Raw genomic sequence first — 19,633 nt, forward strand, 5'->3', positions numbered from 1 at the left:
GCCGGGTGCGGGCGGAGGACACGGAGGGGCCTACGAAGCCATGCGTTCGATATCCCGTACAACATCTGTCATGTCGAACGCCGAAACCGTAGAGGCGCGGTGGGGGGAGGTCAACGGGTCGGGACGGACTTCTGCGCCTCCTGCTGCCGAAAGGCACACGACAGCCGCCCCGGGCGCCGGAAATCCGGTGCCCGGGGCGGGAATCGGGTCGGCGCGGCCCTTGGTCAGGGCGCGGGGGTCCAGCCGCCCAGCCAGTCGGCGATCTCCTGCTGGGCGGCCTCGGCGTCGCTCAGGTGCGGGCGGTCGGCGCTCTCCGGGCCCGCGCCGGGGCCGGTGTTGTGGTACTCCGCGAAGCGGTCGCCCTTCCAGGAGAAGCCGCCCATGTCCGTCCACGGGCCGGGCCTGACCGCGGCGCCGAGCCGGGAGTCGCGCACGGTCGCCTGCGGGTCGAGCGTGGCGTCGCCGCCCGCGTGCCAGGGGCGGCCGAGGTGGAAGCTGCGCGGCGCCACGTCACCGGTGACCGCGGAGCGGGTGATCAGGAAGCCCTTGCGGCCCGCCGCGGTGCTGGGCGCGGTGACGTACCCCTGCGACGTACCGTCCCAGCGCTTCTTCAGGCTCAGCACGCAGCGGTCGATCACGGCGGTGGCCCGGCCGAAGACGAAGTCGACGTTGCCCACCACGTAGGAGTCGCGGACGTACACCCGCCCGGTCCTGTCCCTGGCGGCCGTGTCCAGGAGCAGGGTGTCCTGGTCGCCCTCGACGACCACGGAGTCCAGCACGACCTTGTCGGCGGCGGTGCGCAGGGCCACCGCCTGGTGGTCCTTCAGGTGCTGGTGGGCCTGCTCGTCGAAGTCGTTGGAGAAGGTGAGGTTGCGGGCCTGGAAGTCGTCCGCCTCGACGGCGACGGTGGCGCTGCCGGAGGTGCCGTAGGTCCCCGAGCCGTCGGGCTTGCGGAGGCCCGCCGCGCGGTTGTGGACGATGACCGTGTCCTTGCGGCTGCGGCCGGTGCCCTGGAGGGTGATGTGCGGCTTGCCGGCCGGGACCTTGACCGTCTCGCGGTAGGTCCCCGGCCCGACCGCGATGACGACCCGCGAGCGGTTGCCCTCCGGTACGGCGTCCACGGCGGCCTGCACGGTCCGGTACTGCCCGCTGTCGTCCTTGGCGACCGTGAGGGTCCGGGCCGCTCCGGGGGCGGCGCGGCCCGCGGTGGCCGTCGTACCGATCGAAGCGCGCGGCCCCGCCCCGGACTTGAGGAGCGCCGGGACGTCCGCCGCCTTGTCGAGGCGGTAGGGGTAGTACCGCTTCGGGTCGAAGGCGGTGCCCCCGCTCTCGTTGCGCCCGCCGGTGCCGGAGAAGACGTTGCCGCGCTGGACGAGGGCCGCGGTGGCGTCCTTGGTCACCGGGTTCCTGACGCCCCGGAAGTACCCGTTCTCCAGGACCATGCTCGTGGCGCCGCGGGAGTAGACGCCGTACGCGGAGGTGATGTCCGTGCCCGGGACGTCCTCCAGGTAGTTGTTGTACAGGTGCGCGTGGGCGGCGTTGTCGGTGGAGGGGTTGCGCTGCCCGGTCTCGCGCAGCCAGTTGTGGTGGATCGTGATGTCGGTTCTGACATTGCCGGTCCAGCCGATGCCGAAGGCCTTGTTGTTGTCGCTCAGCCTGTTCCAGGACACCGTCACGTAGGTGGCGTCCTTGCGGACGTCGATCAGGCCGTCCGCCATGTGCCGCAGGTCGTTGTGGTCGATCCACACGTGGTGGGCGCCGTCCATCTGCACGGCGTCGAAGTCGTGGTCCTTGTCGTTCCAGACGCCCTGGTAGGAGTCACAGATCGTCAGGTTGCGGATGATCACGTTGTGGACGCCGGGGCCGAGGAAGAAGCCGCCGCCCACCAGGTGGCCCCGCGTGCCCGCGCCCACGATCGTCTTGTCGGACGCGACCCTGATCTCCTTGCCCGCCGGCCGCACGGCGATCGTGCCGTCGACGACGATGACGTACGGCTCCGGGGCCGTCGCGTACCTCTCCAGTTCCGCGAGCGTCCGCACGGTGACGGTCTCGCCCTCGCGCCCCCCGTACGTGCCCCGCTGGCCGAGGGCGTGCACCGAGGCGAACCCGTCGGCCTCGGCCGCCGCCCAGGCCGGTGCGGGCGCGGTGGGCCGCGCGTCCGCGCCGGACGACCCCAGCGTCGCCCCGTACGCCAGCCCCGCGACCGCCGCCACGGCCACCGGGATGCCGACGGCCCGGCCCAGTCTGCTCCTGCGGTGCCGCGCCCTGTCCCTCATCGCCCTCACGTGCCTCATCCGTCCTGGTGGTTCCGGGTGGGCCTTGCGCTGATCAGTCGCCGCCGGGCACGGGAAGGGTTGCCGCGCGGACGGGGCCGGAAGCGGACAGGCGGAGACGGCGGGGCCGGAGGGGGCCGGATGGAGGCGCCGGAGAGGCGGACGGACAGGCGGGCCGACGGACAGGCGAGGAACGGGTGAACGGGTGGGGCGGAGGAGGGGGAACGGGCGGAGGCGAGCGGGGAACGCGCGTCGCGGGGCCCGCGTGCGGATGGCGTACACGGGTATCCGCGTGGTGCGCACGGCGTGGGACATCGCGTGTGCGCGGCGATCGACAGAGGGCAGACACCGTCAGTAAAATCGTCAACACGCAACGTCATCTGTTTCCGCGAACGAAAGCAGTGGGCCCACGTGAAGGCAGCCGCGTCGGACGGGACGGACACCGCCGGGGAGCGTCTCGTCTCCCCCGTCAACTCGCACACCGAGTGGGATCCGCTGGAGGAGGTCGTCGTCGGCCGGCTGGAGGGCGCCACGTTCCCCTCCAGCCACCCCGTCGTCACCAGCAACGTCCCGCCGTGGGCGGCGCGGCTCCAGGGGTTCGCCTCCGGCTTCAAGTACCCGTCCGTGCTCGTCGAGCCGGCGCAGCGGGAGCTCGACGAGTTCATCACCCTCCTCGAGTCCCTCGGCGTCACGGTCACGCGCCCCGACGTGGTGGACCACAAGGAGCGGTTCAGCACCCCCCACTGGTCCTCGCACGGCTTCTGCACCGCCTGCCCGCGCGACAGCATGCTGGTGATCGGCGACGAGATCATCGAGACGCCGATGGCGTGGCCGTGCCGGTACTTCGAGACCCACGCCTACCGCACGATCCTCAAGGACTACTTCCGGCGGGGCGCGCGCTGGACCGCCGCGCCCCGGCCGGAGCTCACCGACGCCCTGTTCGAGAAGGACTTCTCGCCCCCGGACGAGGGCGAGCCGATGCGCTACATCACCACCGAGTTCGAGCCGGTCTTCGACGCGGCGGACTTCGTGCGCGCGGGCCGCGACCTGTTCGTCACGCGCAGCAGCGTCACCAACCGCATGGGCATCGAGTGGCTGCGCCGCCACCTCGGCCCCGGCTACCGCATCCACGAGATCGAGAGCCGGTGCCGCACGCCCATGCACATCGACACCACGTTCATGCCGCTCGCGCCCGGCAAGGTGCTGGTCAACCCCGAGTACGTCGACCCCGACCGGCTGCCCGACGTCCTGCGCTCCTGGGACGTGCTGGTCGCCCCCGAGCCCAACCCCATCGACGAGAACGTGCTCAAGCTGACCTCGATGTGCGGCAAGTGGCTCAGCATGAACGTCCTCATGATCAACGAGCGCCAGGTGATCGCGGAGCGGCACCACACGGACATGCTCCGCGCGCTGGAGTCCTGGGGCTTCGAGCCGATCCCCTGCGACCTGCTGCACTACGCGCCGTTCGGGGGCTCGTTCCACTGCGCGACGCTCGACGTCCGGCGCCGCGGCACCCTGGAGTCGTACGTCGACTGAGCCGGCCCGGCCGGGTGGCGGGGCGCGCCGCGGGTCGCGCCCGGCCGCCCGGCCCCGGTCCCGCCGCCCAGCCCCGGTCCCGGCGGTACCGCGGCCCGGGACCCTGATGATCACCGTCCGGGCGCCCGCGGTCATACTGGCCCCCATGCCGCTCCCGTCCCCCAAGAAGGCCTCCGCCGCGCCGCGGGCCGCCCGCCCCACCGTCTCCGTCTGCCGCGGCTGCTGCTGCGGGACACCGGCGAAGGTTCCCCTGCTCGACCACGAGGCCCAGCTCACCGACCTGCGCGCCGCGCTGGCCGAGGTCGCCCAGGTGCGGCGCACGGACTGCCTGGACGTGTGCGAGCGCGCCAACGTCGTGGTGGTCCAGCCGTCCCCCGCGGGCCGCGCGGCGGGCGGCCGTCCCGTCTGGCTCGGCCAGGTCAACGACCCCGGCGCGAGCGCCGACATCGCCGCCTGGGTACGGGCCGGCGGGCCCGGCCTCGCCGAGCCGCCCGCGGTCCTCGACCTCTACACGTTCCGGCCCTCGCGCCGGGTGCGGCAGGAGCACGAGGACTGACCTCCGGCGCGGGCCCGTCAGGCTCCCCCCCCCCGCTACGGGAGGGCCCAGCCGTCCGGCGCCGGTCCGCCGGGCGGGCGGCGCCCCGCGTAGCGTCCCGGGGTGACGCCGAGCAGGCGCTTGAAGTGCCGGCTCAGGTGGGCCTGGTCGTAGAAGCCGACCGCCGCGGCGACCTCGGTGACGGGGAGGCCGTCGAGCAACAGCCGGCGGGCCCGGTCGACCCTGCGGGCCATCAGGTACTGGTGCGGCGCGATACCGAAGGCCGTGCTGAACGCCCGTACCAGGTGCGAGGGGTGGGCGTGCACCAGGGCCGCGGCCTCGCCCAGGGTCACGCCTTGCGGCAGCCGCGCGTCGAGCAGGTCGCGCAGCCGGTGCGCGACCGTGCGGGCGGGCCGTGGCGGCGGCGCGGTGGGGCGGGGGCGCAGATGGGCGCGGAGCCGGTCGCCGATCAGGGCGAGGCGGCTCTCGGCCTCCAGTTCGTCGCCCGGCCGCGCGAGGGCGGTGTGCAGTTGCCCGACGCGGCGGCGCAGCAGGGGATCGGCGATGTCGGGGGCGTCCACGGCCGGGCCGACGAGGCCGGTGTCGAGGACGGTCGTGGCCAGGTACAGCACCCGCTTGCGGAAGCCGTGCGCGGTGGCGGGCGAGCCGTTGTGCGGGACCTGCGGCGGCAGCAGGGAGACCGTGTCGTGCGGGGTGCCGCGCTCGTGCCGGTCCAGGTCGTAGCGGACCGCGCCGTCGTCGACGATCAGCAGGGTCCAGGCGTCGTGCACGTGCATCGGGTACGCGTGCTCGGTGAAGCGGGCGTGGAGGACCTCCTCGACGCCCGGTACGCGCGGGCGCCACGCGGTGACCTCCTGCGGGCGCGGCATGCAAAGAACGTACAAGACGGCCCGGCGGGGTGATCGGCAGGCTCGGGGCATGACGAAGACCGACAGCACCACGACGGCCCCCGCACCTGCACCCGCACTCGCGTCCACAGTCGCACCCGCATCCGCACCCACAGTCACACCCGCGTCCACCGTCGCACCCGCGCCCGCACCCGTACGCTTCGACACCAAGATCGCTGTCCTGCTGCGCGCGGACCTGAGGACATGGCAGCGGCTGAACGTGACCGCCTTCCTGGTCAGCGGCCTGGGCACCCAGCTCCCCGAGGTCATCGGGGAGCCGTACGCCGACGCGGACGGCACGCCGTACCTGCCGATGTTCCGCCAGCCCGTGCTGGTCTTCGAAGGCACGAAGGAGATCCTCACCGCGGCTCACGGCCGTGCCCTGGCGCGCGGTCTGCCCCGGGCGGTCTTCACCTCCGACCTGTTCGCCACCGGCAACGACCGGGACAACCGCGCGGCGGTACGGGCCGTCCCCACCGCCGGCCTCGACCTGGTCGGCCTCGCCGTGCACGGCCCGCGCACGGCGGTCGACAAGGTCCTCAAGGGCGCCCGGATGCACCCCTGAGAGCGGGGGCCCGGCAGGGGTTGGCCCCGGCCCGTGTGACGCGCGCGGTCACCTCGTCCTGATCCTCAGGAACGTCACGGAGTGCCCCGGGAAGTCGTAGGAGAACGTCCGGTCCACCCCGGTGAACGTCGACGTCACCGGCTTGACGGGGCGCGCCGACTTCGTGTTCTGCGCGTCCGGGGCGGCGGTCAGCGTGGTGACGCGCGCGGTCCGCGCGACGGGCACCGCGGAGCCGAGGGCGATCCGCGTACGGGCGGTGGCCGCCCGGGCGTTGACGACCTTCACGACGAGGTCGCCGGTGGCCTTGTCCCGGGTGACGACCTGGCGGAAGGGCTCCGCCCGCTCGTCGTCGGTGAAGGAGCCCCACTTCTCGCCGTCCAGGAAGAGCGTCACCTGACGGCCGCGCACCTGCACGCGCAGGTCATAGGCGCGGCCCGGCTCGATCGTGGTGGCCCTCTCGACCAGTGTCCGCTTGGCGCCGCCGACGGACTTCTCCACGGCCGAGCGGGTGTTGTTCCAGCCACCCAGGTTCCACCAGTAGTGGGTGCCGGTGTCCTTGACGCCGAAGGCGACGAGGAAGCCCTCCCTGCCGGCCTTCTTGGTGGCCCGTACGCGCAGGTCGTAGTTGCTCCACTCCTTGTCCCCCGCGGTGACCAGGGTGTTCTCGGCGCCGGTGTCGGACTGGACGTACGCTCCGTCCTCGACGGCCCACGAGCCGGCGCCCGCGGCCCTGGTCCACCGGCCGTCGCCGGCGGAGAAGTCGTCGGCGAACAGCGTCTCGCCGTCCGCCGAGGTCACCCTCACGTCGTCGTACGCCGCGCTGGTGGCCCAGGTGGACAGGCCGACGGCGCCGGTGAGAGGGCCTTCGCCACCCGGTGTGGCGGAGGCGGTGGAGGGGACGACCTCGTCGCCGACGTTGCGCATGAAGAGCTTCTGCGTCTCGTAGTTGGCCGAGCCCCACGAGCGGTCGCCGTCGAACCAGATCATGTCCGGCCTCCACTGCACGGAGTCCTCGCGGGCGAGGAGCGGGGCGTACGAGGCGAGCTTCACGACGTCGGCGTTGCGCTCCAGGCCGGTCATGAACGCCGCTTCGGCGAGGGCGTGGGAGAACGTGTCGCCCTGGGAGGCGTACTCGCCGAGGAAGACCTTGGGGCCCTCGCGGTCGTAGGCGTCGTAGCGGTGGTTGTTCTCCAGGAACCACTGGGGGCTGTTGTAGTAGTGCTCGTCGACCATGTCGACGTGGTGGTCGCGGTTGAGCTTCCAGGCCCTGTCGAAGACCGTGCCGCTGTCGTCGGGGCCGGAGTTGGAGACGACCGTGATATCCGGGTGCTTCGCCTTGATCGCGGCGCGGAACCGCTGGAAGCGGGCGAAGAACTCCTCGGGCAGGTTCTCCTCGTTGCCGACGCCGATGTGGGTGAGGCCGAAGGGCTCGGGGTGGCCCATCCGGGCGCGCTCACGGCCCCACTCGCTCGTCGCCGGGCCGTTGGCGAACTCGATCAGGTCCAGGGTGTCCTGGATGTGCCGTTCGAGCAGGGCGGGGTCGTCGGTGGCCTCGTTCTGCCCGCAGCCGGTGACGAGGGCGGGCACGACGGGCAGCGGCATCGCGCCGATGTCCTCGGCGAACTGGAAGTACTCGTAGTAGCCGAGGCCGTAACTCTGGTTGTAGCCCCAGAAGTTGGCGTTGGACGCGCGGGTCTCGACCGGGCCGACGGTGTCCTTCCACTGATAGGAGCGCGCGCGCTGCCAGCCGGACTCCTCGTCGTACGCCTCGTGGCTGCCGGTGTTGACCAGGCAGCCACCGGGGAAGCGCAGGAAGCCGGGGCGCAGGGCCGCGATCTTCTCGGCGAGGTCCTTGCGGAGGCCGTTCGCACGGCCCTTGTACGTGTCGCGGGGGAACAGCGAGATCATGTCGAGCGCCGTCTCGCGCGCGGCGGCGACGGTCAGGCGCCCGGTGGCGCTGGTCCGGGTCGCGGTGAACGACGCCTCGTACCGGGCCCAGCCGCCGCGCGCGGTGACGCGGCGGGCGGGCGCGAGCGCGCCGGAGGAGTCCCGCAGGGTGACGGTGAGCGGCGCCCCGGAGCCCTCGCCCGCGCGGGCCCACACCGAGAAGTCGTACCGTTCGCCCTCGCGGACCGCGATGCCGGTGCCGTAGCCGGAGTTGGTGACGGCCGAGCCGCCGCCGAGGACCAGGTAGGCGCGGTTGCGCCCGTTCAGGCGGCCCGCGTCGTCCTTGACCTCCGCCCGGCCGCCGTCCGAGACCTGCCAGGACGTCAGGGGGCGGTAGGAGGGGTGGTCGGCGGCGGCGTACTCGAAGGACCGGTTCTGGACCAGCTCGGCGTAGAGCCCGCCGTCGGCTGCGCGGTTGATGTCCTCGAAGAACACGCCGTACATCGAGTCGTCGATCTTCGCGCCGGTACGGGCGGGGTCGATGTCGAGGGTGTAGTCGGCGGGCCCGGCTGCGCCGTCTCCGGTGCCGTCGGCGAGCCGGGGGGCGCCCGGGCGGTCGGCCGCCACGCCGGGGCCGGCGGCGAGCGTCCCGGCGAGCAGGATGCCCGCGGTGAGTCCGGTTCTCCATCGTCTGCGTGCCATGAACACCTCTACAGTCGCTCGGGGCTGTTCGGTATCTCGTACGCTGGTCGTAACCTCGCACAGAACCTAGGGAGGTGGAGGGCGGGCGTCAACGCCTGGGGCAGGACTCGGGGGCAAGTGGGCCGGGTGGCCCTGCCCTTGGGCCCGGGTCAGGTCTGGGCCCGGCCTCGGCTCGGCGTGAGCGTGGCCGCGTGCGCTCCCGGAGGGCATCCGAGGGCACAGGAGGGCACCCGAAGGCGCAGGAGGACGCAGGAGGACGCAGGAGGACGCAGGAAACGGCCCGGCCGGAGGTTCCGGCCGGGCCGTTCCTCACCGCACCCTGTCCGGGTGTCAGTGGTAACTGATGTCAGCGGCCGTGAACTTGCAGTGCTTGCCGTCCGGGCCGTGGCCGGTCTGGACCGGCTCGTCGCCGTTGTCGTTGCCGGTCCAGCGGGTGCACGTCTTGATCTTCTTGGCGCCGTCGCCGTGGATGCGCACCTTGCGCAGCGTGGCCGTGTCGTTGTAATTCGTGTTGACGCCCACGATCGACCCGCCGGGCGCGGTCACGTCGACGTCGTCCACGACGATGTCGCGCTTGTACTGCTTCGAGCAGTTGCCGCAGGACCGGACCAGCTTGCCGAAGTCCGCCACCTGGAACTTGGTGATGATGAGCCGGCCCGCGCCGTTGAACTGGAAGACCTTGTCGTCGGCCTTGCGGGCACCGCCGCCGGTCACGGTGTACGTCGCACCGGCCGACTTGCTCTTGAAGCTGGCGGCGTCCTCGCCGACGTCCTCCCACCACACGTTCTGCAGGGTGCAACTGCCCATGCAGTGCACGCCGTCGGCGGCCGGGGAGCCGATGACGACGTTCTTCAGGACGGCACCGTCCTGGAGCTTGATGAGGGGCGCCTGGCCCTCGCCCTGCCCGCCGTCGCCGAGGTCACCGGTGCCGTAGTACCGCTTGAGCTCGCCGTCATGGGTCTTCCCGGCCTTGACCTCGATGGTCTTCGGGACCGGCTGCTGAGCCGTGGGCCTGGGCCAGGAGGGCGCCGCATCGGCCTGCGACTGCATCGAGTCCGTGATGACCAGGGCGCCGGTCAGGCCGAGCGCGGCCACCCCGCCGACGACGGCCCTGCGGCGGGTCAGGGAACGGCGGTGGCGTACGCGCTGGTTCGCTCGTGGTGTCATGTCCCGATTCCTTGCGTGGGGGATCCTTGCGCCTCTTGGTCGCCGCTGACCGGGAAGGGGTTGCCGCCGGGTTCCGGCGGCTCCGGTGACGTCGGTCACTCGTCCGCCAACGGCCGGGCCCACCACGCCGACCGGCCCCCGCCCCGGCCGCCGAGCGACACCACGGGGAACGGCAAGCAGGCGGTCAGCGCGAGGGGGCTTGTGATGTGGGTCGGTGCCTGCGCCGTTCCGCTGCTCGGCGTACGAGTATGGCGTGCAGGTCGCGGGCCGCTGTGGGCAGCGGGTGTGCGTGGCGCCGCTGGATCACGACGCGGAGTTCGGTGATGCCGTCGGCCAGTGGCCGGTAGGTGATGGTGCCGCTGCGCTCAAGGGGGTCGTCGAGCACGCTGTAGTCGGGGAGCACGGTGGCGCCGAGCCCCTCGGCGACCATCAGTTTGCTCATTTCGGCGCCGTCGGCCGAGTACGAGAAGGACGGTGCTCGGCCGTTGAGGAGCCGGTGCATGTAGCGATGCATGGCATAGCCGGATCGCATCACGATCAGCGGCTGGGAGAGCAGATCGCTGACGGTGACCGCTTTGAGCGCGGCCAGCGGGCTGTCCGGGCGGATGCAGACGACCGGGCACCCTCGTAGCAGCTCGGTGGTGTGCAGGCCTGGCGGAAGTGCCTCGCCGCGCAGGTAGCTGACCAGGCCGAGGTCGAATCCGCCCTCGGCGACATGCTGGTGGACGCCGTCCTGCCGGTCCACGACCACTTCGATCCGGGTCGCGGGATGAGCGGCGCGGAACTCCCGGATGGCCGGCGTCAGGAGCGTGGCCGTGGCCGCGTTGACCGTGCCCAGCCGCAGCGTGCGGCTGATGTGCCGCTGCTTGTCGGCTGCCTGGCGCAGCCGGTCGACCGCGTCCAGCACCCCGGCGATGTGCGGCAGCAGTTGGCGGCCCTCGTCGCTGATCTTCGCTCCGGAGCGCTTGCGGGCCAGGAGCTCCACCCCCAGTTCGCGCTCCAGGTTGCGGAGGGTCTCGCTCAGCGCGGGTTGCGAGAGGTGCAGTTCCTCCGAGGCTCGGCGCAACGACCCCGCCCGGGTGACCGCCATCAGGTATTCCAACTGTTCCACGCGCATGACGAGCCACCTCCGCCGCTCATCATAAACCGGCCAATCCGCCGGACGTCGCCGCAGCGGCTATTGCATGACTTCATCCTGCAACCACGAGTCAGTGGAAGGGAATCCCTGTCGCCATATCTGACATTCCTTGTCGACCTGAGTCCCAGTCCTGAGTACGTTCAGGCAGTGAGAGGGGCCTGTCGCCGACGCGTTGAGAATGCGCCGGCCAGCTCGCGTCTGTCAGTCCGTCGAAGCGCAGAGACCTACGCGGGAGACCGATTGGATACTGCCGGAAGCCGATACGAGAACCCGATCGAGGTCCAGCGGGCCCACCAGGCACACTCTGGGTCGAAGCATGATCGCGGCCGCCAAGAGAGGGGACGCTCCCTCGTGCCGCTCCCTCCAGCACGCGACCGGACGGGAGTTTCACCCGTGATGGACACGGTGCACGACGCCACCTCAAGAACCGCGGTGCGGGCATTCCTCGATCATGGTTTCACGCATTTCGTCAGCGTCCCGTACGCTCACCCCAAAGGGCTGTTCCGCATACTTGAGGACTCGCGATTCCCCGCCCGCCACGTGCCCGCACCGCGCGAGGACAGCGCGGTGGGCGTCGCTTTCGGTCTTACGCTGGCCGGCGCCAGGACCGCCGTATTCATGCGGAATTCCGGACTGGACTATTCTCTTAATGTCCTCACCTCTCTCATGTTCATCTACGACGTCCACCTGCCGCTGGTGGTGAGCTGGCGCGGGCACGACGACAATGACGACAACAACGACAACGACGAGGGCGAACGCCGTGTAGTCGGGCGTGCGGTGACGCCTCTGCTCGATGCCTCCGACCTCCCGTGGACGATCCTTGATCCGCAAGGGCCGCGGCGATCCGCCGACGACTTCTTCGAGCAGCACGACGGCGGTCGGCGCACCACGGTCCTCATCGTCAAGGAAGGCGTGTGACCACGCTCGGCATCCTCGCCGGGAGCAAGGACGCCCGGGCCGCGGCCAAACCCTAGTGAGGTGCGATCGCCTCGACCCAGTCGTCGACGGCGGTGACGTCCGCCCACTGCGGGAACAGCCGCTCGACCAGGACCCGGTGCACCTCCGGGTCGGGGTCCAGGCAGGCGTCGGACAGGACGGTGAGACCGAAGTCCAGGTCGTTGGCCTGGCACACGGTGGACAGCACCACGGCGCTGGTGGCGATGCCGGCGAGCACGAGGCTGTCGATGCCCCGTGCCCGCAGCACCACGTCGAGGTCGCTGCCCGAGAACGCGCTCGCCCGCCTCTTGGTGACCACGACGTCGCCCGGCCGGGGCGCGACCTCGGGGTGGATCGCGGTGCCCGGGGCGCCCTCGACGTACAGGCCGTCCCGGGCGATGGCGGCGAGAGCCCTGTTGCGCGTACCGACCTCCGGGAAGCCGGGCCGCAGCGCGATGACCACGTAGATCACGGGCATGCCCGCGGCCCGGGCTCCGTCGATGGCCCTGCGCAGCCGGGGCAGGTACCCGGAGGAGCCGTCGTCGACGAGATCCACGACGGCCTGTTGGACGTCCATCACGAGAAGGGCGCTGCTGCTCACGTCGTCTCCAGGAGCGAGGTCAAGAGGGCGTATCCGACTGCCAGTTCTGGTGTCCGGATCTTATGCGGCCCTCGGGACCGGGGTGATGTGCGACGGCGGCGGTCCGCCTGCCCGTCGAAGCCGAGCGCGGGCACGGAGAGGCCGTCAGGGGTGACACCGACCGGGCAGGCATCAGGGGTGACACCGACCGTGTGGGCGTCAGGGGACGTCGGGCGGGCGGGCGTCAAGGGTCGTCAGGCGGGCGGGCGTTACGGGTGATGTCGACCGGGCGGCGCGCCGAACGTCTCGATGGCCACGCGGCCCTCGATGACCTGTTGGCAGAGCTTGGTCAGGGACATGCGGTTCGAGCGGGCGTGGGCGCGCAGCCGCTCGAAGGCGGTGTCGGGCGGGATGTTCAGCCGGGCCCCGAGGGCCCCTTTGGCCTGTTCGATCACGATGCGGCTGTTGAGGGCGGTCTGGAGCTGGCCGACGCGTTCGGCCTGGTCGTGGGAGAGGCGCTGGTGCAGGATGCCGATGGTCGCCGCGTCCGCCAGGGCCTGCCCGAGCCGGAGCGCGGCGGGGTGCAGGCCGTCGGCGCGGACGTGGAGGACGTTCACCGCGCCGATGACCTCCTCGCGCAGGCGCAGCGGCAGCGCGGCCACGCCGCCGAAGCCGGCCTTGCGGGCGGCCTTGGTGAAGCGCGGCCAGCGGACGACGCTCGCGGGCTCGGACAGGTCCACCGGGCCGACCTGCTCGTGCCGGGCACAACTGTCCTTGCAGGGGCCCTCGTCGAACTCGATCTGCGCCTCCTCCAACTGGTGCGCGGTGTGGGTGGAGGCGGTCACGTCGACCAGTCTGCCCTGGGCGTCGATCATGACGACCCCGATCGCCGACACGTCCAGCAGCGCGATCATGTGGTCCGTCAGCACGTGCAGGAAGTCGACCAGGTAGAAGCCGTCCTTCAAGGTGTCGGCCAGCTCCAGGAAGGCCCGCGCGAGGCGTTCGTCCCGCTCCCACTGTGCCATCACGCGACCCTCTCTCCTGGTGCGCGAGCCGCTCCCCGGACTCGCTGCCCGGGACGCGGCGCCTGCCCCGGTGTCATTGTTCCGCCGAATGCCTCACGCCGGAACGGATACTCCCCCACGGGCGGCCGCCGCGTCCGCCGAAGCGGCCCCCGGGCACCGGAAAGACTGACCCGGGCGGGCGGCTCGGCAGGGGGAAGGGCGCCGCGGCTTGGCAGCGACGGAGCCGGGTGCGCGGCGGGCACCGGCGTACTGGAGGGTGGGACGGACGGCGAGCTCCGTGCCGACGGCCCTCGGCGCCGCACGGACCGGCCCCGCCACGCGACCGGCCCTCTCACCGCCGGGCACCCGCGCAGAGGGAGCGGGTGCGCGCCGCGTAGGAGCGGGCGGCCACGAGGAGGGCGAGACCCAGGCCGCCGAAGGCAAGGCCGCCGAACCACACCATCCAGGTCAGGGACGCGCTGGTGGGAAAAGGCGGTCGCGGCTCGAAGGGCGCTGTCACGCCGGTGGCGCCGAGCAGTGCCAGCACGTTGAGGACCACCCCGTACACCGACAGGGCACCGCCGGTCAGCCAGGCCGGTACCAGCGGCAGCAGGCGTGGTACGCGGCGTCCGGCCAGGATCAGCGTCCAGCGCGGGAAGACCGTCCCCCACCGGTACAGCAGCCCCGTCACCAGGAAGACCCCGAGCAGCGCGGCCGCCACCGAGGCGTCGAGCCCGACCGAGGCGAGTGCCCCGGCGGCCCCGGAGCCCTCGTTGAGCTGCCGCCAGCCCTCCGCCGTGACTCCCAGCGCGTCACCGCCCAGCGTCCAGAAGGTCTTCAGGCCCGCCCAGGGCAGCAGGCCGCACAGCAGGACGTACGCCGTTACCCGGGTCCGCGCCGAGGCCCTGGAGGGGCCCGGGTGAACGGGCGTGCCGTTGCCGCCCGCGGGATGCGGGTGCCCGCACCGCGGGCAGCGGCCCCGCCGTCCGCGGCACCAGGCCACCGCGGTCAGCAGCAGGAGGGCGGCGCCGGTCGCGTGCAGCAGACTGAGCGCCGCTCCCGTGGCGCTCTCGATGCCGGAGAGCGTCACCAGCGTGACGACGATCGTCATCGCGCCCAGCGCACCCGCCCCGAAGACGGTGACGGCGACGGCGAGCGCCGCCCCCACCGCCCTCCGCGGGAACCCGTCGAGCGGCCGGAGGGTGGCCCTGGCCGCGGCGCCGCCCAGCACGGCCAGGGAGGCGAGCCCGAAGTGAACCGCGGGTGTGCAGGCCTGATGGGGCGTCACCGGCACGCTGGTCCCCGTAGCGGCCCAGCCGGCCTGGACGGCGGCGTACGCCACGCCCCACACGGCGGCCGCGCGGGGCGCCCAGGTGGGCCACCGCCGCCGCCACGCCGCCGTCCCGGTGCCGGGCGCCGCCCCGGCACCGGTGCTGGTCCGCGAGTCGGTGGAAACAGCCACCACGGCCTCCGTATCTCCGTCGTCCCGGTCGCCCCGGTTCTCCCGGCCCTCCCGGTCGTGCCAGGCGTCTCCGGCGCGCTTCCGCACCCCGGACAAGACGACAGACTCCGCGAGCGACGGGCCCGGCGCGTCAGCCGTGGGGACCACCCGCCTCCGCCGCGCGGCGGACCGGCACCCGGGCCGGGCCGACGGCGGCCCCGGATAAATGGTTTGCCGCCGCTCGGTGCGGCCGGATAGACATCTCGGATGCTCACAGGCACCAAGGTCGGGCTCAGGGCCCGCCACGAGGACGACATCCCGATTCTGCGGACCGAGCTCTATGACGACGTGGTCAACGGCTCCCGGGCCGAGGGGAGCCCGTGGCGGCCGGTCCGGCCCGGCGCGAAGGACCCGCGGCTCGAGGTGGACGACACGAACCACTCGGTCGTCTCCTTCTCCGTGGTGGAGCTGGAGGGCAACGCCCTGGTCGGCACCGCGACGCTCTGGGGCATCGACAACCACAGCCGTTCCGCGCACATCGGGCTGGGCCTGCGGCCGTCCTCCCGCGGCAAGGGCTACGGCACCGACGTGGTCGCCGTGCTGTGCCACTACGGCTTCGTCGTACGCGGCCTCCAGCGGCTCCAGATCGAGACCCTGGCGGACAACACCGCGATGCTCCGCTCCGCCGAACGCAACGGCTTCGTCCGCGAGGGCGTCCTGCGCTCCTCGGCGTGGGTGCTGGGCGAGTTCCTGGACGAGGTACTGCTGGGACTCCTCGCCCGGGACTGGAAGGAGGGCGCGGAGGGGTGAGCGGTGAGGTGAGGGGGTGCCACGCCCCCCGCCCGCCCCGGGAGGAGCCGACAAGGGAAGCAGTCGCCGCGGGCCGCTGGTTTCCCGACGGGACAGCGGGGATCGCCATGTGACACGCGAAGCGCCGTGGGCGCACTCCCTGTCAGGTCACGAGGCGGCGGGCGAAGGCCAGGGAGTGGGTGAAGATCTCCTCGACCTGGGCGTCGGGCAGCCGGTGCCAGCCGTGGTCGGCGCCCGCCACCGTCCGCAGTTCGACCTGTGCCCCGGCTTCTTCCAGTGCGGCGGCGAGGGACCGGCTGTGAGAGCAGCTCACCAGGGTGTCCTCGTTTCCGTGGACGAGGAGGAACGGCGGTGCGCCGGAGTGGGCTTGGGCGAGGGGGCTGGCCGCGCGGGCGCGCCCGGGGACGGTTGCCGGGGCCGCGCCGAGCAGGAGTGCTTCGGGGGTGGTGGGGTCTTGGGGGGTGAAGCAGCCGCGTGCGGTGGTCAGGTCGCTGGGGGCGTACCAGATCACGGCGCCGGCCAGGGGCGGGGCGGTGTGGGTCAGGGCGAGGAGCGCGGCGAGGTGTCCGCCGGCGGATTCTCCCCACACCACCGTCCTCCGGGTGTCGACGCCGAGTTCCGCGGAGCGCAGGGTGAGCCAGCGCAGTGCGGCGCTCACGTCGTCGAGCGGGGCGGGGAAGGCGGCCTCGCCGCTGAGCCGGTAGTCGACGCTCGCGACGGCGCAGCCCGCAGCGGCGATGCGCGCGAACGGTCCTGGATCCCAGGCGCGGGTGCGCAGGCCCATGTCGTCGCGCCGCCCCCGGCGCCAGGAGCCGCCGTGGACGAACAGCACCAGCGGAACAGGCCCTGCCCGGTCGTCCTTCGGCAACCACAGGTCCAGTTCCAGCGGGCGGGCGCCCTCCGTCACGTGGTAGGGCACGCCGCGCAGCGTGCGGATGCCGGACTCCCGCACCTCGGCGGGTGGCAGGGCGGCGCGGTCGGGGTGCGGCGCGGCGATCAGGTCCCGGACCGTGGGCCCGGCCGCCGTCACCGGGTCCGCCACTGGTGGTCGGGCAGGAAGCGCACGTCGTACCGCTCGGGAACGGCGGCGAACTTGTGGGGTTCCGGGATGACGGGCTCGGCGGGCAGGCCGAGTTGCTCGGCGGGCGCGCCGAAGTTCTCGAAGAAGCGCTCGAAGGTGCCGCCGGGGCCGGCGGCGACGCCGACGACCTGGCTGTGGTGGCGTTCCATGCGGTAGGCGTGCCGGCAGTTCTTGGGTACGAAGCCGAAGTCGCCCGGGGTGAGCAGTTTCTCCTGCTGGTTGCCCTCGGTGTCCTCGACGAACAGCCGGACGGCGCCGGCGGTGATGTAGAAGACCTCGTGGGTGTCGGTGTGCAGGTGGGCCGGGATGATGTCGCCCTTGGGGCCTTCGACGGTGAAGAAGTTGAAGGTGTTCTCGGTCTGCTCGCCGCCGGCGTAGATGGTGATCAGGTCGCCGAAGAGGTGGGCGCGGTCCCCTTCGCCCTTCTCGATGAAGTAGGGCTTGCCCGGTTCCGCGGGTATGCGGGAGGCCCGCCGGTAGCGGGTGGCGTACTCGATGGTCATGTCTTGTTCTCCTCGGATCTGCCCCGTGCCCGTGGCGACTGTCAGGTAGCCTGACATAGGGGCGTTCGCGCAGGCAAGCCGTGCGGGTGACCCGGTCCCGCTCTCCGTCGTCGTGAGGAACAGATGCAATCCACCCGCCGCAATCTCCCCCAACTGCTCGGCGACGCCCGGCGCTGGTTCGAGGAAGGGCTGCTGACGGCCCTGGAAGCAGGCGGAGCCACACCCGTGTCCCCGACACAGGTGCAGCTCTTCGCCGCGCTGGACGACCAGGGCACCACCGTCTCGGAGCTCGCCCGGCGCATGGGCGTCACCCGCCAGACCGCGCACCAGGCCGTACACGGCCTGGTCGCCGCCGGACTGCTCGAGCAGACCCCCGACCCCGCCTCCGCCCGGCAGCGGCTGATCCGGCGCACCGCGGAGGGGGAACGCGCTCACCGCCAGGCCGGCCTCATCCTCGAGCGGCTGGAGGAGCAGCTCGCCGAGCGGATCGGCCGGGAGAACGCCGATGCCCTGCGCGCGGCACTGGAGGCGCCATGGGGCGAGCCGCCCGCCCCGCGCTCGACGTGAGGCGTCGTACCCCCGTCACTGACTGAGCGTTTCGCCCTGTGCGGTGTGTGTGCCGCCAGATCAGGTTCCACGCCAGTTCGGGGTGGCTTCGCCGGTGAGGCGGCGGGTCATGGGAGCGATCGTCGCGAGGTGGATCAGGAGCGTGGGCGGACGTGCATCACCGGGCGGCCTGGGTGAGGCCGCCCGGTGACGGGGGTCGTGCGCGCATGGGGACGGGCCGGTGGTGGTGCCCCGGCCGCCGGGTCCCTTCGTTCACAGCGTCTTGCGTCGTGGGGCCTGGGGGGTTTTCGGTGGGGTCGCGGGCGGGGTGTCCGGGGTGGGGCGGCGTACGCGGTGGCGGGGGACGGCGCGGCGGGGCGGGCGGGTCAGGGTGATCTGGCGGATCAGTTGCTGGAAGCACGCCAGCGACGCGATGCAGGGCAGAGCCGCCACCATGTGGCCCGTGACGGATCTCGGCGACTGCAGGACGCACATGACGACCGCGGTCGCCGAGAAGAAGAGGACGACGCACCAGGAGTGCACGGCGCGCCGCTGGTGCAGCGCGGCCCGCAGGACGGAGAGCGCCGCCACCACCCAGGGCCCGTACACCAGCAGCGGCCACCACGCGACCATTCCGTCCGACGTACGGCTTTCGGCCACGAGGTGCAAAGGGCCGTAGGCGACCATGCCGCCGAAGAAACTCACCGCGGACGCGATCGCCGCCGCGAGTCCGGCGACGATCAGGCTGAGGACCCGCAGGCGGCTGTAATTCCGGCGTTCCCGGACGCGGCGGTGTCCTCGGTGCACCCGCCGTACCGGCGGCAATTCCTCCGTGATTGCCTGGAGGTTGCTCAAGGGGGAGTCGGGAAGGGGGTCGGGGTCGTCGCGACCCGCGGGGAACTTCAGGCGCGGTTCACGTCGTTCCTCCATCGCGTCCTGAAGTATGAAGGCCAATTCCTCGGTGGGATCCCAGGTCGGATCCGTGGACATCGGGGCGTCCAGGAAAGGGTCCGCGGCAGCCCGGTGCCGGCCCGTGCCGACCTGGGGAAACGCGTCCGGCTGACCGAAGAGGTCAGAGTGGTCGGCTCGCTCGTGATACACGGTACGGCCCGACTACTCTGCTCCGGAGAAAGCGGACCGGTCCTGCGTACCGATCCAGCGGCGGGAAAGCTCTGCCTCCAAGCAGCTCATCGCTTCCACGAATTCCCGGATCAACGGCTCCGTCGCCCGGAGTGTCACCGGGAGTCCACCTTTGGTCAGTGTTCCATTGGTGGGGGCCGAGGGGTGTCTCGGAGCGGGAGTGTAGATGTACGGCCCCAACCTCACCGATCGCTCGACCGGCTCATTCTCTCGCTGCTGAGCTGCGAGAACTCCAAAACACCCGTCACCAGTAGCCTTCGTCATATCCCAACTAACGCCGCCCCACTATGGCGGATACTGCGGCGAATGAGTGAAGGAATCTCATGAAAAACACTTATCGCGCGTGGGCGGCCGACGGGGCCGTGCCGGGGCGCGCGGTTCAGCGGGAGGCCGGGGTGAAGTCGCCCCTGTCGTCGCCTCGTTCGCCCGCCGCGCGGGCGTGCACCGCGTACGTGTCGTCGCCCGCGTCGCGCCCGCCGTCCGGGTGGTTGTACTGGCCGGCGAACACGTGCCGCCCGGCCGGCACGGTCCGGCCGGGGCGCAGGGTCCAGCGGTAGACGAGGAAGCCGTCGCGTTCGGCGACCAGCACGTCGAAGTCCTCGGCGGGCAGGGTGCGCCAGTTGCCGGTGTCGGCGACCTCCCCGGCGCGGGCGACGCGCAGCTCGACGGTGAGGGAGGTCAGCGGCTTCGTCACCCTGACCGTGAGGTCGCTCTGCGACCAGTAGGGGTTGGAGCCGGGGTTGATCCTGCCGCCCGCGCGGCCGAGCCCGGCGCCGGGCGACGCGGGCGGCGGTCCGGCGGACGCGGGCGGGCGCGCGGAGGCGGGCGGGTCCTCCGGCGGGGTCGTGGACGGCGCGCCGCCCGCCGCCGTGCGCCGGGGC

The 19,633-nt window shown here is 72.2% G+C and carries 18 protein-coding genes; 6 read left to right on the forward strand and 12 right to left on the reverse strand.

Features of this window, described 5'->3' with window-relative positions; translation table 11 throughout:
- Nucleotides 1-224 precede the first annotated feature (224 nt).
- Nucleotides 225-2,276, reverse strand: a complete 2,052-nt coding sequence (locus QK440_RS29125) for a pectinesterase family protein (RefSeq protein WP_282796226.1) — start codon at nucleotides 2,274-2,276, stop codon at nucleotides 225-227.
- 408 nt (nucleotides 2,277-2,684) lie between these two features.
- On the opposite strand from QK440_RS29125, the gene QK440_RS29130 reads away from it, so the two are divergent.
- Together QK440_RS29130 and QK440_RS29135 are read left to right on the forward strand one after the other, a co-directional pair.
- Nucleotides 2,685-3,809 carry an amidinotransferase gene (locus tag QK440_RS29130; protein ID WP_282796209.1) on the forward strand — a complete coding sequence of 375 codons (1,125 nt, stop codon included), beginning with the start codon at nucleotides 2,685-2,687 and terminating at the stop codon, nucleotides 3,807-3,809.
- Between the two features lie 145 nt (nucleotides 3,810-3,954).
- The gene (locus tag QK440_RS29135) at nucleotides 3,955-4,365 is read left to right on the forward strand and encodes a (2Fe-2S) ferredoxin domain-containing protein (RefSeq protein ID WP_282796210.1); all 411 of its coding nucleotides are present in this window, start codon (nucleotides 3,955-3,957) and stop codon (nucleotides 4,363-4,365) included.
- Nucleotides 4,366-4,400: 35 nt separating this feature from the next.
- On the opposite strand, the gene QK440_RS29140 is transcribed toward QK440_RS29135, so the two are convergent.
- On the reverse strand, nucleotides 4,401-5,234 hold the full coding sequence (locus QK440_RS29140; protein WP_282796211.1) for an AraC family transcriptional regulator: 834 nt from the start codon (nucleotides 5,232-5,234) through the stop codon (nucleotides 4,401-4,403).
- A 49-nt stretch (nucleotides 5,235-5,283) separates the two neighbouring features.
- Here QK440_RS29140 and QK440_RS29145 point away from each other — a divergent pair, with 49 nt between their 5' ends.
- Nucleotides 5,284-5,817 carry a DUF2000 domain-containing protein gene (locus tag QK440_RS29145; RefSeq protein ID WP_282796212.1) on the forward strand — a complete coding sequence of 178 codons (534 nt, stop codon included), beginning with the start codon at nucleotides 5,284-5,286 and terminating at the stop codon, nucleotides 5,815-5,817.
- Nucleotides 5,818-5,865: 48 nt separating this feature from the next.
- Here the strand turns inward: QK440_RS29145 and QK440_RS29150 are convergent, their stop codons facing one another.
- The 3 genes from QK440_RS29150 to QK440_RS29160 all read right to left on the reverse strand — a co-directional run bounded on the left by QK440_RS29150 (nucleotide 5,866) and on the right by QK440_RS29160 (nucleotide 10,690).
- A complete protein-coding gene (locus tag QK440_RS29150; protein WP_282796213.1) occupies nucleotides 5,866-8,406 on the reverse strand; it encodes an alpha-L-arabinofuranosidase C-terminal domain-containing protein in 2,541 nt (846 codons plus the stop codon).
- Nucleotides 8,407-8,736: 330 nt separating this feature from the next.
- Complete coding sequence (locus QK440_RS29155; RefSeq protein ID WP_282796214.1) at nucleotides 8,737-9,573, reverse strand: pectate lyase; 837 nt, start codon at nucleotides 9,571-9,573, stop codon at nucleotides 8,737-8,739.
- 184 nt (nucleotides 9,574-9,757) lie between these two features.
- On the reverse strand, nucleotides 9,758-10,690 hold the full coding sequence (locus tag QK440_RS29160) for a LysR family transcriptional regulator (RefSeq protein ID WP_282796215.1): 933 nt from the start codon (nucleotides 10,688-10,690) through the stop codon (nucleotides 9,758-9,760).
- Nucleotides 10,691-11,107: 417 nt separating this feature from the next.
- Between QK440_RS29160 and QK440_RS29165 the strand changes: the two genes are divergently transcribed.
- Nucleotides 11,108-11,629 carry a hypothetical protein gene (locus QK440_RS29165; protein ID WP_282796227.1) on the forward strand — a complete coding sequence of 174 codons (522 nt, stop codon included), beginning with the start codon at nucleotides 11,108-11,110 and terminating at the stop codon, nucleotides 11,627-11,629.
- A gap of 52 nt (nucleotides 11,630-11,681) precedes the next feature.
- Here QK440_RS29165 and QK440_RS29170 read toward each other — a convergent pair whose 3' ends face one another.
- The 3 genes from QK440_RS29170 to QK440_RS29180 all read right to left on the reverse strand — a co-directional run bounded on the left by QK440_RS29170 (nucleotide 11,682) and on the right by QK440_RS29180 (nucleotide 14,693).
- On the reverse strand, nucleotides 11,682-12,248 hold the full coding sequence (locus tag QK440_RS29170; RefSeq protein WP_282796216.1) for a cysteine hydrolase: 567 nt from the start codon (nucleotides 12,246-12,248) through the stop codon (nucleotides 11,682-11,684).
- Nucleotides 12,249-12,496: 248 nt separating this feature from the next.
- Nucleotides 12,497-13,252 carry a GAF and ANTAR domain-containing protein gene (locus QK440_RS29175; protein WP_282796228.1) on the reverse strand — a complete coding sequence of 252 codons (756 nt, stop codon included), beginning with the start codon at nucleotides 13,250-13,252 and terminating at the stop codon, nucleotides 12,497-12,499.
- A 331-nt stretch (nucleotides 13,253-13,583) separates the two neighbouring features.
- The gene (locus QK440_RS29180) at nucleotides 13,584-14,693 is read right to left on the reverse strand and encodes a hypothetical protein (RefSeq protein WP_282796217.1); all 1,110 of its coding nucleotides are present in this window, start codon (nucleotides 14,691-14,693) and stop codon (nucleotides 13,584-13,586) included.
- Between the two features lie 246 nt (nucleotides 14,694-14,939).
- On the opposite strand from QK440_RS29180, the gene QK440_RS29185 reads away from it, so the two are divergent.
- Nucleotides 14,940-15,482: a GNAT family protein gene (locus QK440_RS29185; RefSeq protein WP_282796218.1), complete on the forward strand. Its 543-nt coding sequence runs from the start codon at nucleotides 14,940-14,942 to the stop codon at nucleotides 15,480-15,482.
- Nucleotides 15,483-15,624: 142 nt separating this feature from the next.
- Here QK440_RS29185 and QK440_RS29190 read toward each other — a convergent pair whose 3' ends face one another.
- Nucleotides 15,625-16,524 carry an alpha/beta hydrolase gene (locus QK440_RS29190; RefSeq protein WP_282796219.1) on the reverse strand — a complete coding sequence of 300 codons (900 nt, stop codon included), beginning with the start codon at nucleotides 16,522-16,524 and terminating at the stop codon, nucleotides 15,625-15,627.
- Nucleotides 16,509-17,066, reverse strand: coding sequence for a quercetin 2,3-dioxygenase (locus QK440_RS29195; RefSeq protein WP_282796220.1), 558 nt, complete (start codon nucleotides 17,064-17,066; stop codon nucleotides 16,509-16,511). Before QK440_RS29195 ends, QK440_RS29190 begins: the two co-directional genes overlap by 16 nt.
- Nucleotides 17,067-17,189: 123 nt before the next feature.
- On the opposite strand from QK440_RS29195, the gene QK440_RS29200 reads away from it, so the two are divergent.
- The gene (locus tag QK440_RS29200) at nucleotides 17,190-17,633 is read left to right on the forward strand and encodes a MarR family winged helix-turn-helix transcriptional regulator (protein ID WP_282796221.1); all 444 of its coding nucleotides are present in this window, start codon (nucleotides 17,190-17,192) and stop codon (nucleotides 17,631-17,633) included.
- A 252-nt stretch (nucleotides 17,634-17,885) separates the two neighbouring features.
- On the opposite strand, the gene QK440_RS29205 is transcribed toward QK440_RS29200, so the two are convergent.
- Together QK440_RS29205 and QK440_RS29210 are read right to left on the reverse strand one after the other, a co-directional pair.
- On the reverse strand, nucleotides 17,886-18,542 hold the full coding sequence (locus QK440_RS29205; protein ID WP_282796222.1) for a DUF2637 domain-containing protein: 657 nt from the start codon (nucleotides 18,540-18,542) through the stop codon (nucleotides 17,886-17,888).
- 589 nt (nucleotides 18,543-19,131) lie between these two features.
- The coding region (locus QK440_RS29210; RefSeq protein WP_282796223.1) for a hypothetical protein at nucleotides 19,132-19,633 on the reverse strand (502 nt) is incomplete at its 5' end.

Source organism: Streptomyces sp. CC224B (assembly GCF_030010595.1).
Classification (GTDB): domain Bacteria; phylum Actinomycetota; class Actinomycetes; order Streptomycetales; family Streptomycetaceae; genus Streptomyces; species Streptomyces longispororuber.

Excerpts from the sequence above, each read along its gene's own strand:
- QK440_RS29125 (WP_282796226.1), bottom strand. The coding sequence starts at position 2,276 with ATGAGGGACAGGGCGCGGCACCGCAGGAGCAGACTGGGCCGGGCCGTC.
- QK440_RS29135 (WP_282796210.1), top strand. The coding sequence starts at position 3,955 with ATGCCGCTCCCGTCCCCCAAGAAGGCCTCCGCCGCGCCGCGGGCCGCC.
- QK440_RS29140 (WP_282796211.1), bottom strand. The coding sequence starts at position 5,234 with ATGCCGCGCCCGCAGGAGGTCACCGCGTGGCGCCCGCGCGTACCGGGC.
- QK440_RS29145 (WP_282796212.1), top strand. The coding sequence starts at position 5,284 with ATGACGAAGACCGACAGCACCACGACGGCCCCCGCACCTGCACCCGCA.
- QK440_RS29150 (WP_282796213.1), bottom strand. The coding sequence starts at position 8,406 with ATGGCACGCAGACGATGGAGAACCGGACTCACCGCGGGCATCCTGCTC.
- QK440_RS29155 (WP_282796214.1), bottom strand. The coding sequence starts at position 9,573 with ATGACACCACGAGCGAACCAGCGCGTACGCCACCGCCGTTCCCTGACC.
- QK440_RS29160 (WP_282796215.1), bottom strand. The coding sequence starts at position 10,690 with ATGCGCGTGGAACAGTTGGAATACCTGATGGCGGTCACCCGGGCGGGG.
- QK440_RS29165 (WP_282796227.1), top strand. The coding sequence starts at position 11,108 with ATGGACACGGTGCACGACGCCACCTCAAGAACCGCGGTGCGGGCATTC.
- QK440_RS29175 (WP_282796228.1), bottom strand. The coding sequence starts at position 13,252 with ATGGCACAGTGGGAGCGGGACGAACGCCTCGCGCGGGCCTTCCTGGAG.
- QK440_RS29185 (WP_282796218.1), top strand. The coding sequence starts at position 14,940 with ATGCTCACAGGCACCAAGGTCGGGCTCAGGGCCCGCCACGAGGACGAC.
- QK440_RS29195 (WP_282796220.1), bottom strand. The coding sequence starts at position 17,066 with ATGACCATCGAGTACGCCACCCGCTACCGGCGGGCCTCCCGCATACCC.
- QK440_RS29200 (WP_282796221.1), top strand. The coding sequence starts at position 17,190 with ATGCAATCCACCCGCCGCAATCTCCCCCAACTGCTCGGCGACGCCCGG.
- QK440_RS29205 (WP_282796222.1), bottom strand. The coding sequence starts at position 18,542 with ATGGAGGAACGACGTGAACCGCGCCTGAAGTTCCCCGCGGGTCGCGAC.